Origin of the sequence: Microbacterium sp. ZW T2_14, from assembly GCF_044987405.1 — a bacterium.
Taxonomy (GTDB): domain Bacteria; phylum Actinomycetota; class Actinomycetes; order Actinomycetales; family Microbacteriaceae; genus Microbacterium.
The window spans coordinates 61,645-77,240 of sequence record NZ_JBJDRK010000011.1; the positions used below are offsets into that span (position 1 = coordinate 61,645).

The window sequence follows — 15,596 nt, forward strand, 5'->3', positions numbered from 1 at the left end:
GCCTGCGGCTAGTGTCGATACGTGGTCTGGACTGCGGTGGAACTCGAGGACGTCGGCGATCAGCTCGTCGGCGCTTTCCAGAACCCCGGCATCCTGATCGGCATCCCGCTGGCCCTGCTGGGTGCGGTGTTCATGTCGTTCGGCGCCCAGTACCAGCACCGCGGCGTCACGAAGGTGGAGCGCCTTAGCGGCGGACACTCGAGTCAGGGTCTGGGACCCAGTCACCTGCTGAAGCTGCTGGCCCGGCCTTCGTGGGTGATCGGCACCGTGATGCTCGGCCTCGCGATCGTCTGCCAGCTCTCGGCCCTCTTCTTCGCGCCGCTCATCGTCGTGCAGCCGCTCGGTGCGTTCGCGCTCGTGATCACGACGCTGCTGAACGCGCAGATCAGCGGTCACAGGCCGACCAAGCGCTCGCTCATCGCGATCGCGGCGTGCGTCGGCGGCATCTTCGTCTTCGTGACCGTCGCCGCCCTGTTCGCGACCGAGAAGCCGGTCTCCAATGGGCAGCTGATCACCATCCTGGTGCTGCTGCTGGTGGTCACCCTCGTGTTCGCGGGACTGTGGGTCTGGCTGCGCAAGCGCATGGGCGCGCTGTTCTACATCATCGCCGCGGGCGTCATCTACGGTTTCGTCGCGACGCTGGCCAAGGTCGTCATCGAGCGAGTGAAGGTCAGCGAGTTCAACTGGCTCACCTTCCTGTGCCTGGCCGCGCTCATCATCGGGGCCATCGTCGGCGCCTACTTCGTGCAGAGCGCCTATGCCTCGGGCCCACCGGATCTCGTCGTCGCCGGACTCACGGTCATCGACCCTATCGTCGCGATCATCATCGGTCTGACGGTGCTCCAAGAGGCCGCAGGCGCTCCGCTGTGGGTCTACATCACCTTCGCCGTCGTCGGCGCCATCGCCGTGTGGGGCGTGTTCCAGCTCGCGCGACATCATCCGCAGGTGCTCAGCGAGAGCCAGGGGCTTCCGATCTCCCGGGGAAGCGGCGGGGGAGCAGCGGATGCTGCGCACCCGCGCACCGGCTCGGTCAAGGTCACCGAGGCGGTGGCGAAGGTGTGGCCCGAGCCGCCCGTCAAAGACCGCCTCGACGATCCCGACAAGCGCTGACGCACGCACGGCCCCCGGACGGACCGGTAGGCTCGTCTGCGCACTCCGTGCCGCGGGGCGGTGGCCAAGCTGGTCAAGGCAGCGGGCTCATAACCCGACGATCGTGGGTTCAAGTCCCACCCGCCCTACGAATTGTGGACCGCCGCTGCCCGAAGGGTTGCGGCGGTCCACGATTCGTCTGACGGGCGTCGGCGAGAACGCGCTTTGGGTGGGCCCACGCCGCCGGAGGCTCCGCCCGCGACGAAGTCGCGAGCGGAGGGGCGGTGGGGACAAGTCCCACCCGCCCTACGAATTGTGGACCGCCGCTGCCCGAAGGGTTGCGGCGGTTCTCATTCCTCGCGCCGTCAGCGTGGTGGGTCGTCCTGGTGAGGATCGGCGACGGTGTGCTCCGGCTCGCCGGTGTAGTCGCTCACGAGGCGCTCGGTGAACTCGTGGGCCATCCGGCTCGTCTCTTGCTGTTTGCGCGCGACGTCCTCGGGCGTGGCGGTCGTGGCCCAGAGGTCGGTGATCCGGTTCTCGAGGTCGCGCACCTGCGTGCGCATCACTCGGTCCGAGCGGATCCGCGCCTCCTCCGCCGCGTCCCGCACCACCTTCACCGCGCCGTCGATGATCCGGCGCTCCAGCAGGAGCACGATGCCGACGAGGAGAAGGGTCGTGCCGACGCCGCCCAGGACCCCCGCAAGGTAGCCCCATCGTTCGGCGGGCGGAGCCAGTAGCAGCCCGAGGACGATCCCCGCCGACCCGAGAAGGATGCACGCCACGAACCAGCCCCAGCGGATACGAGGCGTGGCTTCGGTCACCGAGTCCGTCATGAAGCCAGCGTAGAACCCCGCCACGGTTCGCTGCGGAGACGCATGGCGCTGGGGATGTGAGCGGCTGAGGCAATTCGTTCGCACCCCTTACTTTCGGGGGGAGAGGCCTGTTGGGGCGGCGGTCGTTGCGTGTAGCGTCAGCGGCAGCAACTGTCCCTCGCGCCTGGGAGGCGAACAATGAAGTTCCTGCAACGGCTCGGCAGATCGATCATGCTCCCGGTGGCTGTGCTGCCGGTAGCCGCGATCCTGGTCGGCATCAGCAACTGGATCAACGGCACTATCGGCGGCGGAGTCGTCGTCGATTTCCTCTACACCGCTGGAATCTCGCTTCTCTCGAATCTCGCCCTGCTCTTCGCAGTCGGCATCTCGATCGGCATGGCGAAGAAGAGCGACGGCACCTCGGCCCTCGCGGGCGTCGTGTCCTGGCTCGTCGTCACGACCCTGCTGAAGCCCGAGGCGGTGATGCTCTTCATGGGCGTCGACGACGTCAACGAGGTTCCCGCCGCCTTCACCAATGTCGAGAACGTCTTCGTCGGCATTCTCTGTGGTCTGATCGGCGCTTTCTGCTATGACCACTTCAAGGACACGAAGCTGCCGGACGCACTGTCGTTCTTCTCCGGCAAGCGATCCGTCGCCATCGTCACAGCAGGATTCTCACTGGTGCTCGCCATCATCCTGTTCTTCGTCTGGCCGTTCGTGTACGGCGGGCTGGTCACCTTCGGCGAGTGGATCTCCTTCCTCGGACCCCTCGGCGCCGGCATCTACGGATTCCTGAACCGATTGCTCATCCCGATCGGACTGCACCACGCCCTCAACTCCGTCTTCTGGTTCGACGTCGCCGGCATCAACGATCTGAACAACTTCCTCGCCGGTACCGGCACCTACGGCGTCACGGGCCAGTACATGACGGGCTACTTCCCGATCATGATGTTCGGCCTCCCTGGCGCTGCTCTCGCCATGTATCTGACGGCCAAGTCCACCCGCAAGAAGATCACGTACGGCATCCTCCTGTCAGCCGCGATCGCCTCGTTCTTCGTGGGCGTGACCGAGCCGCTCGAGTTCTCGTTCATGTTCCTTGCCCCCGTGCTGTATGTCGTCCACGCGGTCTTCACGGGCATCTCGATGGCGATCAGCGCGATCCTGCCGGTCAGGATGGGCTTCGGCTTCTCGGCCGGATTCGTCGATCTGGTGCTCAACTGGACGAACCCGATGGCGCAGAACCCGTGGCTGATCCCCGTCATGGGCGTCTTCTGGTTCTTCATCTACTTCGGGGTGTTCTACTTCTTCATCAAGCGCTTCAACCTCAAGACGCCGGGTCGCGAAGACGACAACATCCTGGAGGAGGGCACCGAGTTCGACACGCACGCCGCCGACGACAAGTACCTCGTCACGGGCAGCCGCTTCATCGACGCGCTCGGCGGCAAGGAGAACATCCTCGAGCTCGACAACTGCGCGACGCGCCTGCGCATGGAGATCGACGACGTCAGCAGGGTCGATGAGACCGCGCTGAAGCGGGCCGGGGCTGCCGGCACGATGAAGCCCGGCGGAAAGTCCGTCCAAGTCATCTACGGCACCAACGTCCAGTTCGTGAAGGACGCCATGGAGCAGATCATCTCGGGTCAGGCGGCGGCACCGACGGGCGCGGCCCCCGAGCCTGCGGTAGCCCCTGCGGCCGGTGGAGCGGCGGTGCTGACCGATGCTCCCACGACCACGGCCGTGCGGCTGCGGCAGCCGCTCGAAGGAACGGTCGTGCCGCTGTCCGCGGTGCCCGACCCGACCTTCGCACAGGGGATCATGGGCCCCGGCGTCGCGATCGAGCCGACCGGCGACACGGTGGTCGCACCCGCCGACGGCACCATCGGCGCGACGTTCGACAGCAGCCATGCTGTCGCGCTGGTACTCGACGACGGCACCGAGCTGCTGATCCACGTCGGCATCGACACCGTGGGCATGAAGGGCGACGGCTTCCAGACCCTCGTCGAGAAGGGTCAGAAGGTCACGGCCGGAACACCCCTGCTCCGTTTCGACCTGGCGAAGATCCAGGCGGCGGGCCACCCGTCGATCACCCCGGTGATCGTGCTGAACAACGAGAACGCGACCGTCACCTTCGAGTGACGCCCGCGCGGGACTCACGATGAGGGGGACGGATGCCTCGAGCCGAGGCATCCGTCCCTCTCACATCGCGCTGCCGATGTACGAGTACTTGACGAACACCTCGGCGGCGAGACCGGCCTCCTCGAGGACTCCCTGGACGGCGCTCAGCATGTAGCTGGAGTCCCATCCCATGTAGAGCGAGTGGCCGTCGTCGAGACGATCCCATTGGCCGTTCCATGATTGCGCGGTGTACACCGGACCGCCGCGGCGCGCGCTGTAGGCGACGACGGCTTCGCGGGAGTCGGCCCACAATCGCTTGAAGACACGGTTGAAGAGGTACTTCACGTCGGGCACCTCCCAGTGCTCGCCGCAGTACTCCACATACGACCATTCGCGATGCCATCCCGGCGGCCAGCCGCGCCGGCGGACGGCATCGAGGATCGGGGTGAGTCCGTCGTCATCGATGGCCGGACCGCCCGGACGCTTCCACACCTCCACGAATCGCTGCGTCAGCTGCGTCGACCGCTGGGCGATCGCCGCGGTTCCCCAGCCGGGCAGTTCGGCCAACGCCGTCGTCGTCGCGACCGAGCTGCGGGCGTAGAGCGCCTGCTTCTCGGGGAACGACCGGTCCAGCGCGCGCAGCGCGAGATCCTCTTCCAGAATGGTGAGGTTGCCGATGGTGTTCGCCAGCGCGCGATGGCTGTTCTGCTCGTCGTCGCTGTACGACGCCCAGTCCCGCACCCCGTCGCCCGACCATGCGTCACCGGGCGCCACCGGGAAGATGTGCTCGACGTCGAGGCCGGCGGCGCCGTCCACACCGGCGATGCGTCTCAGCACGTACGCCGGGTGGGGGAGTTCGGAGTACTTCAGCGCGACCGCGATGCGCTCGTCGGAGGGCGTGATGCGCGAGATCGCCGAGACCAGCGCTTCCCGCCCATCGTCGCGCGCACGACAGAGGCGCGCGACCAGGCGCTCGACACCGGTGCCGACCACCGATCGGCGCACGAGGAGCGACTGCACCATCTCGAGCGTCTCGATCAGCTCGTCGCGCGCAATGGCATCCTGCTCGAAGTCGCGGTACGCGCGCATGACGAGCGGGTACATGCCGGTGCCGAACGTGTGCAGGTATGACAGCTGGCGCGTGATCTCGGCGTCCGGAGCCTCGCCGGGATGCAGCAGCACCCGGTACACCCGGGACAGCTCGCGCCATTCGCCGGCGTGGCGCACGAGGTCTGCGAACTCGAGCCGAGGGAATTCGTGCCGGAACGCCTCATACACGCCCCGCCCACCGACGACGGTGACCTCGCGGCCGGTGGTCATCACGAGGTACTGCCGCCAGAACTCGGCGATCGCGTCGCCCGTGTTCTGCTCGATCACCTGCCAGTACTCTGCCTCGATCTCACGCTGCTCCGCGTGGTTCAGCCCCATCAGCACGTAGTTGTGGATCAGCTCGTGATCGCGCAGCGGCTCGCCCGTCGAGTTGAGGCTCTCGAAGATCTGCTGCGCGTTGGCGCCCGCGCCGAGGGTGATCGCGACGTGCTCGAGCTTCTGCAGTCCCCGCCAGATGCGGGGAGCCTCGTCGAGACTGATCTGACTGCGGAAGAAGGCGTAGTTGTCGTCGAATCGCGAGTCCCGCTGCTCACCCGCCGGAAGAGGGAGGTCGAGCACCACCCTCTCGAACACCGAGGCCCACGCCCGATGCGGCCGCAGCTTGGTGCGCGTCGCGTCGCCTGAGTGCACGAGCACGCGCTGCAGCTGATCGGCGAGGTCGGGCTCGGCCTCGCGAACGGTGTGGTGCAGCGCCGCGACCAGCAGCATCAGCGTCGTCGTGCGCTGCTGGCCGTCGATCAGCACCAGCTCGGCGTCCTCACCGTCACCGCTCGCGGACGAGAGGATCGAGCCGAGGAAGTGCATGTGGCGATCGTCGAGGTCGGCCACCGCCCGGATGTCGGCGAGGAGCTGCTCGCATCCCCCGATGTCCCATCGGTACTGGCGCTGGTACACCGGCACCACGATCGTCCGGTCCGCGGCCGAGAGCCATCCGATGGTGTTGACAGCAGTGGCGTCGACATTCGTGGCAGTGACCATGGCCCGTCCATTCTAAAGGGGGCGCACGCGACGGGCCCGGCTCCGTGGGCGGGCCGCCGGCATTCACGGCGCGGTCCTCCGGGCCCTCCCGGACCCCGAGGTAGGCTTGCCTAAGTTGAGCCTGTTAAAACGTGCTGGCTCACTGACCGAAAGGCATGATTCGTCATGGGTTACATCAAGTCCGCCGCTCTCGATGAGACCGGCTTCGTGGTTCTCGATTCCTACGACCGGGAGCTCGACCCGAAGGAATGGCTCTCCATCGAGTACGTCGACTGGAAGTCGTCGGGTGACACCCGGTTCGCTCCGCTGGCCTCCGCCAAGGGTGAGATCGAGTGCAACGGCTTCTGGAATCACACTCCGCCGCGCACCGACAAGGACGGGGTCTGGATCCCCTCGCAGGTCGAGAAGGCACCGGAGCTCACGCGCCGCGCGCAGGAGCCGGGGGCCAACGTCGGACGCTGCCGCGTCATCGAGCTGCAGCCGAACACGTACGCCGACGCGCTGTACAACCTGCACCAGGACGACAACAACCGCCTCAACCCCGACGGCACCGGTTGGGTCGTGCGCGGGTTCTTCAACCTCACCGACGACAAGACGAGCTACTTCGTGCTGCGCGAGAACCGCACCGACCCGAGCATCGAGTACCGCGTCGCGCTGCCGGCCGGCGCACAGCTCATCGTCGACACGCAGCGCCTCTGGCACGCCGTCCACCACAACGGCGATGAGGCCCGTTACTGCCTCATCACGTCGTGGGAGTCCGGCCCCGAGCTCGACGCCTACATCGAGAAGTACCACGGCAAGCCGACGACCGACTACGTCGACGTCCCGCAGGACGTGCTCGACGCCGGTCAGGCCGAGCAGGCTCGCCGCGACGCCGCCCGTGCCGCGTACTACGCGGCCAAGGGCAAGGCTGAGGTCCAGGCGATGAGCGAGGCCTGAGCCCGCGCATCCCGACTCGAGAGGGCGGGGAAATCACACTCTTGTGATTTCCCCGCCCTCTCGGCGATAATGGCGGCAGCACAACCGAACAGCACGCCATGAACACCGTCGCAGGTCGTAGGGGAAGACGCACCTGACGAACGGAGAGATCATGGCGACACACAAAGCACGCGGGGTGATCTTCATCCACTCCGCGCCACGGGCGTTGTGCCCTCATCTGGAGTGGGCAGTCGGTCGCGCGCTGGGTCGAGCAGTGAGCTTCGACTGGGCCGACCAGCCCGTCCTCGGCGGCAGCCGCCGCGCCGAGTTCTACTGGGAGGGCGCTGCCGGCACCGGCTCCGCCCTCGCCACCGCCATCCGCGGGTGGGAGCACCTGCGCTTCGAGGTGACCGAGGATCCCACCCCGCGCAGTGACGGCGGCCGCTGGCTGCACACGCCGGGTCTCGGCATCCACTATGCCCAGACCGATACCGCCGGCAACGTCGTCATCGGAGAGGACCGCATCCGCTACGCGATGGAACTCGCCGGCGGCGATGCCTTCGAACTGCGGCGCGAGCTTGACGTGGCGCTCGGTGCGGCCTGGGACGAAGAGCTCGAGCCGTTCCGCCACGCGAGCGACGACGCGCCCGTCGTCTGGCTGCACAAGGTCGGCTGAGGTCCGCTCCGCGGAGCGCACAGACGCAGGCGGTGCGAGGCGCCACTACCGAGGCTCGGAGGCCAAGAATCCCGGGCAGCGGGACCGCGAACCATCGCCTGACACGACAGACGCCCCCGGCGGTCCCTGCGCTTGTCGCAGGGTGCCGGGGGCGTCTTTCGTCGTGCTGCGTCAGACCGACGCGAACGCCGCGACCGCGTTGTGGCCGCCGAAGCCGAAGGAGTTGCTGATCGCGAGGTGCTCGCCGTCGCCCAGCGGAGTCGGTGTGCCCGAGATGCGGAACGGCACCTCGGGGTCCTGCGTCGTGAGGTTGATCGTCGGGGGCGCGACCCGTTCCTTCAGCGCCATGACGGTGAAGATCGCCTCGAGCGCGCCGGTGCCGCCGAGGAGGTGCCCGGTGGACGCCTTGGTGGCCGATACCGGGATCTCGTCGATCCGGTCGCCGAACACGGAGCGCAGAGCGGTGTACTCATTGGGATCGCCGACCGGTGTCGAGGTCGCGTGGGCGTTGATGTGGCCGACGTCATCGGGTGAGGCATCCGCCATGTCGAGCGCGAGCCGTACCGCGCGCGACGCGCCGAGGCCCTCGGGGTCGTTCGCCGTGATGTGGTACGAGTCGGCCGTGACGCCGCCGCCGACGACGGCCGCGTAGATCTTCGCCCCGCGCGCGCGGGCATGCTCCTCGGTCTCGAGGATGAGCACCGCGGCGCCTTCGCCCATGACGAAGCCGTCGCGGTCGATGCTGCAGGGGCGCGATGCCGTCGCGGGGTCGTCGTTGCGGCGCGAGAGCGCCTGCATGGACGAGAACGCCGCGATCGTGACGGGGTGGATGACCGACTCGGTGCCGCCCGCGATCACGACGTCGGCATAGCCGGCGCGGATGTGCTCAATGGCGTTGACGATCGACTCGGTGCTGGACGCGCACGCACTTGCCACGGTGCGGGCATAGGCGCGGGCGTTGAAGTGGAGGGAGAGGTTGCCGGCCGCGGCGTTCGGCATCAGCATCGGGACCGTCATCGGAAGCACCCGACGAGGACCCTTCTCGCGCAGCGTGTCCCAGCCGTCGAGGAGAGTGTGCAGGCCGCCGATGCCGGTGGCGAAATCGACGCCGAGGCGCTCCGGATCGACCTCGGGGCTGCCGGCATCCGCCCATGCCTCCATCGCCGCGACGAGCGCGAACTGCGAAGAGGGGTCGAGACGCTTGGCGATGGGACGCTCGAGCACCGTCTCGGGCCGTACCTTCGCCTCGGCGGCGAAGGTGACCGGCAGCTGGTACTTCTCGACCCAGTCGTACTCGAGGGTACGGGTGCCGGAGACGCCCTCCAGGAGCGCGGACCAGCTCTCGGGGGCGGTGCCGCCCAGCGGCGACGTTGCGCCGATGCCGGTCACGACGATGCGGGAGTTGCTCATGTCGTTCTAGATCCTCAAGGATGCGCCGGTGGGGGCCGGAGCCCCCACCGGGGGGTTTACGCCTGGTTCGACGTGATGAAGGTGACGGCGTCGCCGACGGTCTTGAGGTTCTTGACCTCGTCGTCGGGGATCGTGACGCCGAACTTCTCCTCGGCGTTGACGACGATCGTCATCATCGAGATCGAGTCGATGTCGAGGTCGTCGGTGAACGACTTCTCGAGGGCGACCTCGTCGGCCGAGATGCCGGTCTCGTCGGTGATGAGCTCCGCGAGTCCGGCGAGGACCTCGTCGTTGGTGAATGCCATGGGGTTCTCCTGTTTTCTAGGGGTTGCGGGGGCCCGAACGGGCCGTCTCAGTCTAGGGTCGCGCTCCGCCGGGTCAGGGGAGCACGACCACCTGCGCGCCGAACACGAGGCCGGCGCCGAAGCCGATCTGCAGCGCGAGGCCGCCGCTGAGCTCGGGGTGCTCCTCGAGCAGACGGTGCGTCGCCAGCGGGATCGAGGCGGCTGATGTGTTGCCGGTGGTCTCGATGTCGCGGCCGATCAGCACGGTGTCGGGAAGCTTCAGCTGCTTGGCGAACTCGTCGATGATGCGCATGTTGGCCTGGTGCGGCACGAAGGCGGCGAGATCGGATGCCTCGATCCCGGCGGCCTCGAGCGCCTGACGCGCGACCTTCACCATCTCCCACACGGCCCAGCGGAAGACCGTCGGGCCTTCCTGCCGCAGCGTGGGCCACGGCGCCTTGCCGTCGCGGAAGTCGGTGAGGGTGTGGTTCATGCCCACCGCGTCGGCCTTGGAACCGTCCGAGCCCCACACCGTGGGGCCGATGCCGGGGGCGTCGCTGGGGCCGATCACGGCCGCGCCGGCACCGTCGCCGAGGAGGAACGAGATGCTCCGGTCGGTCGGGTCGACGACATCGCTGAGCTTCTCGGTGCCGATGACCACGGCGTAGTGCGCCGCGCCGGCACGGATGAGGGCGTCCGCCTGCGCAACGCCGTACGCGAAGCCCGCGCAGGCGGCGTTGAGGTCGTACGCGGCGGCGGGATTCGCGCCCACGCGCTCGGCCACGATGGCCGACACGGACGGGGTCTGCTTCGGGTTGCTGATGGTGGCGACGATCACCGCGTCGACCTGCGAGGGGTCCACGCCCGAGCGCTCGATCGCCTCGCGGGCGGCATCCGTCGCGAGATCGATGGCGTCCGTCTCGGGCACCGCACGGGCCCGCGTCACGATGCCTGTGCGCTGGCGGATCCACTCATCGCTCGAGTCGATCGGGCCGATCAGGTCGTCGTTCGGCACGGCGATCTCGCCACGGGCGGCGCCGTACGCGTAGATGCGCGTGTGGGCCGCACCGGTGGGCTGGACGAGGATGGGGGTCATTCGGATACTCCGGTCATGCGTCGACCGCCACGAGAGCGGTGGCGGCCTCCAGGTCAGCGGGCGTCTTGACGGCGACGGCCGGGACTCCGCGCAGCGCGCGCTTGGCCAGCCCGACGAGCGTCCCCGCCGGGGACAGCTCCACGATGCCCGACACGCCGGCGTCGGCGAAAGACGCCATGCACAGGTCCCAGCGCACGGGCGAGGCGACCTGGTCGACGAGTAGATCGACGAACGCGCGTCCGCCCGTGACGGCTGAGCCGTCCCGGTTGGTCCACAGCAGCACGGAGGGATCGGATGCCGCGACCTCGGCCGCAGCGGCGCGGAGCGTCTCGACGGCCGGCGCCATGTAGCGGGTGTGGAAGGCTCCGGCGACCTGCAGCGGGATGACACGGGTGCCGGCGACCGGCTCCGCCGCCAGCGCCTGCAGTGCGTCGAGTGCGCCGGCGACGACGAGCTGGCCGCCGCCGTTGTAGTTGGCCGGAGCGAGATCGAGCTCGTCGAGACGTGTCAGGACGGATGCCTCGTCCCCGCCGATCACGGCGCTCATCCCTGTCGCGACGACACCGGCGGCCTCGGCCATCGCGCGACCGCGGATGCCGACGAGCGTCAGGGCGGCCTGCTCGCTCAGAACGCCGGCTGCGGCGGCCGCTGCGAACTCGCCGACGGAATGGCCCGCGACGCCGTCGATGCGCTCACGGTCGGGCAGCGCGTTCCATGACAGCAGGCTGGCCGCGACGATGAGCGGCTGCGCCACCTGGGTGTCGCGGATGCGGTCGGCGTCCCACTCCGTGCCGGCGGCGACCAGGTCGACGCCGGACCACTCCGAATACTGGGCGAGCCGATCGGCTGCGCCGTCCGCGTCGAGCCAGGGTGCCAGGAAGCCGGGGGACTGGGAGCCCTGCCCCGGGAAGACCGCGATTCTCACCGTTCCATCCTGTCAAGGATCCGGGAGCCCGTTCTGGCGACACCGTCACAAGAATGACGAGCACCTTTGTGCGTGGTCCACACGTCGGGCGCGATCGACGTCAGACCGCGGCGCGTCGAGGCGCCGGCGCGCGCCGGCGGGCGGCATCCGTCCCGATGGATCCGAGGATGAGCGCCGTCTGCAGGATCAGGGCTTCTCGCGGCCCGGTGGCATCCCATCCGATCACCTCCGAGACGCGCTTGAGGCGGTACCGCACGGTGTTCGGATGCACGAAGAGCTCGCGCGCGGTCGCCTCGAGCGAGCGGCCGTTGTCGAGATACGCCCACAGCGTCGCCACCAGATCGGCGCTGTGCGCCTGGAGGGGACGGTAGATGCGGTCGACGAGCGTGAGCTTCGCGAGGGGATCTCCGGCGAGGGCCCGCTCGGGCAGCAGGTCGTCGGCTTCGACCGGGCGTGGCGCATGGCGCCATGCCCTCGCCACCGCGAAGCCGGCCAGGGCCGCGCGCGCGCTTTGGCTCGCGTCGACGAGAGCCGGCACGGTCGGACCGAGGACCAGATATCCGGTGCCGAACCCGGGTTCGAGCCGTCGTGCGATCTCGGCGAACGGCAGGTCGGTCACGGCGTCATCCGCGACGGCCGACGGCTCGGCGCGACCGAGGACCAGCACGAGACGCGAGCCCTGCACGCCGATCAGCACATCGACACCCAGCTTGCGTGCCGTGCGGCGCAGTTGATCGACGTCGAACTGGGGCGGAGTCGTGCCCACCAGCACCGCGACCTCGCCGTGACCGTGCCAGCCGAGCGCCGCGATGCGACTCGGCAGCTCCTCGTCGGCTTCGCCGGTCAGGATCGAATCCACCACCAGCGCCTCGAGCCGGGCGTCCCACAGTCCGCGGGCCTCCGCCGCGCGGGCGTACACGTCCGCCGCTGCGAAGGCCACCTCACGCGAGTAGAGCAGGATCGCCTCGCGCAGGTGCTCTCCCTTGCCGGCGACCCGCTCCTCCGTCACCTCGACCGTCACGCGGATCAGCTGCAGCGTCTGCGTCAGGCTGACGCTGCGCAGCAGTTCGCGAGGGGCGGCCGCGAAGATGTCCGCGGCGATCCAGGGCGTCGAGGCGGGATCGTCGTACCACTGGATGAAAGACGTGATGCCGGCCTGCGCCACCAGCCCGACGGCGGAGCGTCGGGCCGGTGGCATCTCGGCGTACCAGGGCAGTGTGTCGTCCAGGCGTTTGATGGTCACGGTCGCCAGATCGCCCGAGATGCGTCGCAGCCAGGCGAGCGTCTCGACCTTGTCCATCACCTCGGCGGACTTGCCCATCGGCAGGTCAGCTCTCGCCGCCCGCGTTCCCGCTCGTGCCGGCCGTCACGTCATGCAGACGGTACTTCTCGATCGCCTGCGCGGCGAGGCTGCGGTCGACCGCACCCTCTTCGGCAAGCGCCTGCAGCGTGCGGACGACGACCGAGGGTCCGTCGATCTTGAAGAAGCGACGAGCGGCGGCGCGAGTGTCGGAGAAGCCGAAGCCGTCGGCACCGAGGGTCGCGAACCGGTTGGGCACCCAGGGTCGGATCTGGTCCTGCACCGCGTGCATGAAGTCGCTCACGGCGACGACGGGGCCTGCGGCATCCCTCAGCTTCTCGGTGAGGTACGCGGTGCGCGGCTCCTCGTCGGGGTGGAGGAAGTTGTGCTCGTCGGCGGCCAGGCCGTCGCGGCGCAGCTCGCTCCACGAGGTGACCGACCAGACATCCGCCTGCACACCCCAGTCGTCACGCAGCAGCTGCTGCGCTTCGAGCGCCCACGGGACGCCGACGCCCGAGGCCATGAGCTGGGCCTTGGGGCCCTCGCCCTCGCCCGTCGAGATGCGGTGGATGCCGCGCACGATGCCGTCGACGTCCACGCCCTCCGGCTCGGCCGGCTGCACCAGCGGCTCGTTGTACACCGTGAGGTAGTACATGACGTTGGGGTCGGGGTGGTTGCCGCCGTACATCCGCTCGATGCCCGAACGGACGATGTGCGCGATCTCGTAGCCGTAGGCCGGGTCGTACGACAGAGTCGCCGGGTTGGTGGACGCGAGCAGCAGGGAGTGGCCGTCGGCGTGCTGCAGTCCTTCGCCGGTGAGCGTCGTGCGCCCCGCCGTCGCGCCGATGATGAAGCCGCGCGCCATCTGGTCGCCCGCCGCCCACTGCGCGTCGCCGGTGCGCTGGAAGCCGAACATCGAGTAGAAGACGTACACCGGGATCAGCGGCTCGCCGTGCGTGGCGTACGACGTGCCCGCGGCGGTGAACGCCGCCACAGCGCCGGCCTCGTTGATGCCCACGTGGATGATCTGGCCCTGCGGGCTCTCCTTGTAGGCGAGCAGCAGCTCACGGTCCACGGAGGTGTAGTTCTGCCCGTGCGGGTTGTAGATCTTGGCCGTCGGGAAGTACGCGTCCATGCCGAACGTGCGCGCCTCGTCGGGGATGATCGGGACGATGCGGTGGCCGAAGTCCTTGGCCCGCAGCAGATCCTTGAGGAGTCGGACGAACGCCATCGTGGTGGCGATCTCCTGCGTGCCCGAACCCTTCTTCGGCAGCGCGTACGCATCGTCGCCCGGCAGCTGGAGGCCGACGTGGTGCGTGCGGCGCTCGGGCAGGAAGCCGCCCAGCGCACGGCGGCGCTCGAGCATGTACTGGATCGTCTCGTCGTTGCCGCCGGGGTTGTAGTACGGCGGCAGGTACGGGTTCTCCTCGAGCTGCGCGTCCGACACCGGGATGCGCATCGAGTCGCGGAAGTACTTCAGGTCCTGCAGCGTCATCTTCTTCATCTGGTGGGTCGCGTTGCGACCCTCGAAGTGATGCCCGAGCCCGTAGCCCTTGATCGTCTTCGCCAGGATGACGGTGGGCTGACCCTTGTGCTCGGTCGCCGCCTTGTAGGCGCCGTAGACCTTGCGGTAGTCCAGGCCGCCGCGGCGGAGCTTGCCCCAGATGTCGTCGTCCGACCAGTCCTTCACCAGGGCGGCCGTGCGCTCGTCACGTCCGAAGAAGTGCTCGCGGATGAACGCGCCGTCCTCGGCGCGGTAGGTCTGGAAGTCGCCGTCGGGCGTCGTGTTCATCAGGTGCACGAGCGCGCCGTCGGTGTCCTTGGCGAGGAGCTCGTCCCAGCCGCTTCCCCAGACGACCTTGATGACGTTCCAGCCGGCGCCGCGGAAGAAGCTCTCGAGCTCCTGGATGATCTTGCCGTTGCCGCGGACGGGCCCGTCGAGGCGCTGCAGGTTGCAGTTGACGACGAACGTCAGGTTATCGAGACCCTCGTTCGCCGCCACCTGGAGCTGTCCGCGGCTCTCGACCTCGTCCATCTCGCCGTCGCCGAGGAAGGCCCACACCCGCGAGTTCGAGAGATCCTTGATCCCGCGGTTGGTGAGGTACTTGTTCGACATCGCCTGGTAGATGGCGTTGATCGGGCCGAGGCCCATCGAGACCGTCGGGAACTGCCAGTACTCCGGCATGAGCCGGGGGTGCGGGTACGACGGCAGCGCGTTCGGGGCCTGCGACTTCTCCTGGCGGAAGCCGTCGAGCTGCTCCGAGGTGAGACGCCCCTCGAGGAAGGAGCGGGCGTAGATGCCGGGGGAGGCGTGGCCCTGGATGAAGATCTGGTCGCCGCCGGTCGGGTCGTCCAGACCGCGGAAGAAGTGGTTGAAACCCACTTCGTACAGCGAGGCCGACGACGCGTAGGTCGAGATGTGGCCGCCGACGCCGATCCCGGGCCGCTGTGCACGGTGGACGGTGACCGCGGCGTTCCAGCGGATCCACCGGCGGTACCGACGCTCCAGCTCTTCGTCGCCGGGGAACTCGGGCTCGTTCTCGGGCGCGATCGTGTTGATGTAGTCCGTGGTGGGAACCTGCGGGACGTTCAGCTGCAGCTCGTGAGAGGTCTGCAGCAGGCTCAGCATGATCTCGCGGCCACGACCGTGGCCCTTCGCCTGCACGAGCTGCTGGAGGGACTCCTGCCACTCGGAGGTCTCATCGGGATCGCTGTCGAGGGGTTCCTGCGAGTACGGATCCTGATCGTTGACAGTCACAGAAGACCTTTCGTCGTCTGGCAGATCATGCCAGGGAATCGCTACCGGAGCGCAGCGGGCTTTGTCAGCCCTGCACAACGCACCATCTGCCAGCCTAGCGAGTTCGGGACGAACCGGACGCACCT

12 protein-coding genes and 1 tRNA gene are annotated in these 15,596 nt (G+C 68.4%); 5 read left to right on the forward strand and 8 right to left on the reverse strand.

The genetic code is table 11. The annotated features are described in order from the left end of the window. Positions 1 to 21: 21 nt before the first annotated feature. Positions 22 to 1,110, forward strand: a complete 1,089-nt coding sequence (locus ACI3KY_RS06000) for a DMT family transporter (RefSeq protein WP_404929288.1) — start codon at positions 22 to 24, stop codon at positions 1,108 to 1,110. Positions 1,111 to 1,164: 54 nt separating this feature from the next. Continuing rightward, positions 1,165 to 1,238, forward strand: a tRNA-Ile gene (locus tag ACI3KY_RS06005). Positions 1,239 to 1,454: 216 nt separating this feature from the next. Here ACI3KY_RS06005 and ACI3KY_RS06010 read toward each other — a convergent pair. Then, positions 1,455 to 1,922, reverse strand: a complete 468-nt coding sequence (locus ACI3KY_RS06010) for a hypothetical protein (RefSeq protein ID WP_404929289.1) — start codon at positions 1,920 to 1,922, stop codon at positions 1,455 to 1,457. A 177-nt stretch (positions 1,923 to 2,099) separates the two neighbouring features. Here ACI3KY_RS06010 and nagE point away from each other — a divergent pair, with 177 nt between their 5' ends. Next, the gene (gene nagE, locus ACI3KY_RS06015) at positions 2,100 to 4,037 is read left to right on the forward strand and encodes an N-acetylglucosamine-specific PTS transporter subunit IIBC (protein ID WP_404929290.1); all 1,938 of its coding nucleotides are present in this window, start codon (positions 2,100 to 2,102) and stop codon (positions 4,035 to 4,037) included. Between the two features lie 60 nt (positions 4,038 to 4,097). Here the strand turns inward: nagE and ACI3KY_RS06020 are convergent, their stop codons facing one another. Continuing rightward, on the reverse strand, positions 4,098 to 6,104 hold the full coding sequence (locus tag ACI3KY_RS06020) for a DUF262 domain-containing protein (protein WP_404929291.1): 2,007 nt from the start codon (positions 6,102 to 6,104) through the stop codon (positions 4,098 to 4,100). Positions 6,105 to 6,269: 165 nt separating this feature from the next. Here ACI3KY_RS06020 and ACI3KY_RS06025 point away from each other — a divergent pair, with 165 nt between their 5' ends. Together ACI3KY_RS06025 and ACI3KY_RS06030 are read left to right on the forward strand one after the other, a co-directional pair. Beyond that, positions 6,270 to 7,043 carry a hypothetical protein gene (locus ACI3KY_RS06025; protein WP_404929292.1) on the forward strand — a complete coding sequence of 258 codons (774 nt, stop codon included), beginning with the start codon at positions 6,270 to 6,272 and terminating at the stop codon, positions 7,041 to 7,043. 151 nt (positions 7,044 to 7,194) lie between these two features. Further along, positions 7,195 to 7,698: a DUF3145 domain-containing protein gene (locus tag ACI3KY_RS06030; protein WP_194415343.1), complete on the forward strand. Its 504-nt coding sequence runs from the start codon at positions 7,195 to 7,197 to the stop codon at positions 7,696 to 7,698. Positions 7,699 to 7,869: 171 nt separating this feature from the next. On the opposite strand, the gene ACI3KY_RS06035 is transcribed toward ACI3KY_RS06030, so the two are convergent. From ACI3KY_RS06035 to aceE, 6 genes are all read right to left on the reverse strand, one after another. Beyond that, the gene (locus ACI3KY_RS06035; RefSeq protein ID WP_404929293.1) at positions 7,870 to 9,108 is read right to left on the reverse strand and encodes a beta-ketoacyl-[acyl-carrier-protein] synthase family protein; all 1,239 of its coding nucleotides are present in this window, start codon (positions 9,106 to 9,108) and stop codon (positions 7,870 to 7,872) included. Positions 9,109 to 9,164: 56 nt separating this feature from the next. Further along, positions 9,165 to 9,413: an acyl carrier protein gene (locus ACI3KY_RS06040; RefSeq protein WP_013586517.1), complete on the reverse strand. Its 249-nt coding sequence runs from the start codon at positions 9,411 to 9,413 to the stop codon at positions 9,165 to 9,167. Between the two features lie 73 nt (positions 9,414 to 9,486). Continuing rightward, positions 9,487 to 10,488: a beta-ketoacyl-ACP synthase III gene (locus ACI3KY_RS06045; protein WP_404929294.1), complete on the reverse strand. Its 1,002-nt coding sequence runs from the start codon at positions 10,486 to 10,488 to the stop codon at positions 9,487 to 9,489. A gap of 13 nt (positions 10,489 to 10,501) precedes the next feature. Next, positions 10,502 to 11,413 (reverse strand): ACP S-malonyltransferase, encoded by a 912-nt coding sequence (locus ACI3KY_RS06050; protein ID WP_404929295.1) that lies wholly within the window; start codon positions 11,411 to 11,413, stop codon positions 10,502 to 10,504. Between the two features lie 100 nt (positions 11,414 to 11,513). Continuing rightward, a complete protein-coding gene (locus tag ACI3KY_RS06055) occupies positions 11,514 to 12,734 on the reverse strand; it encodes a PucR family transcriptional regulator (protein ID WP_372495942.1) in 1,221 nt (406 codons plus the stop codon). A gap of 7 nt (positions 12,735 to 12,741) precedes the next feature. Next, positions 12,742 to 15,471, reverse strand: coding sequence for a pyruvate dehydrogenase (acetyl-transferring), homodimeric type (aceE, locus tag ACI3KY_RS06060; RefSeq protein ID WP_404929296.1), 2,730 nt, complete (start codon positions 15,469 to 15,471; stop codon positions 12,742 to 12,744). Between the last annotated feature and the right edge of the window lie 125 nt (positions 15,472 to 15,596).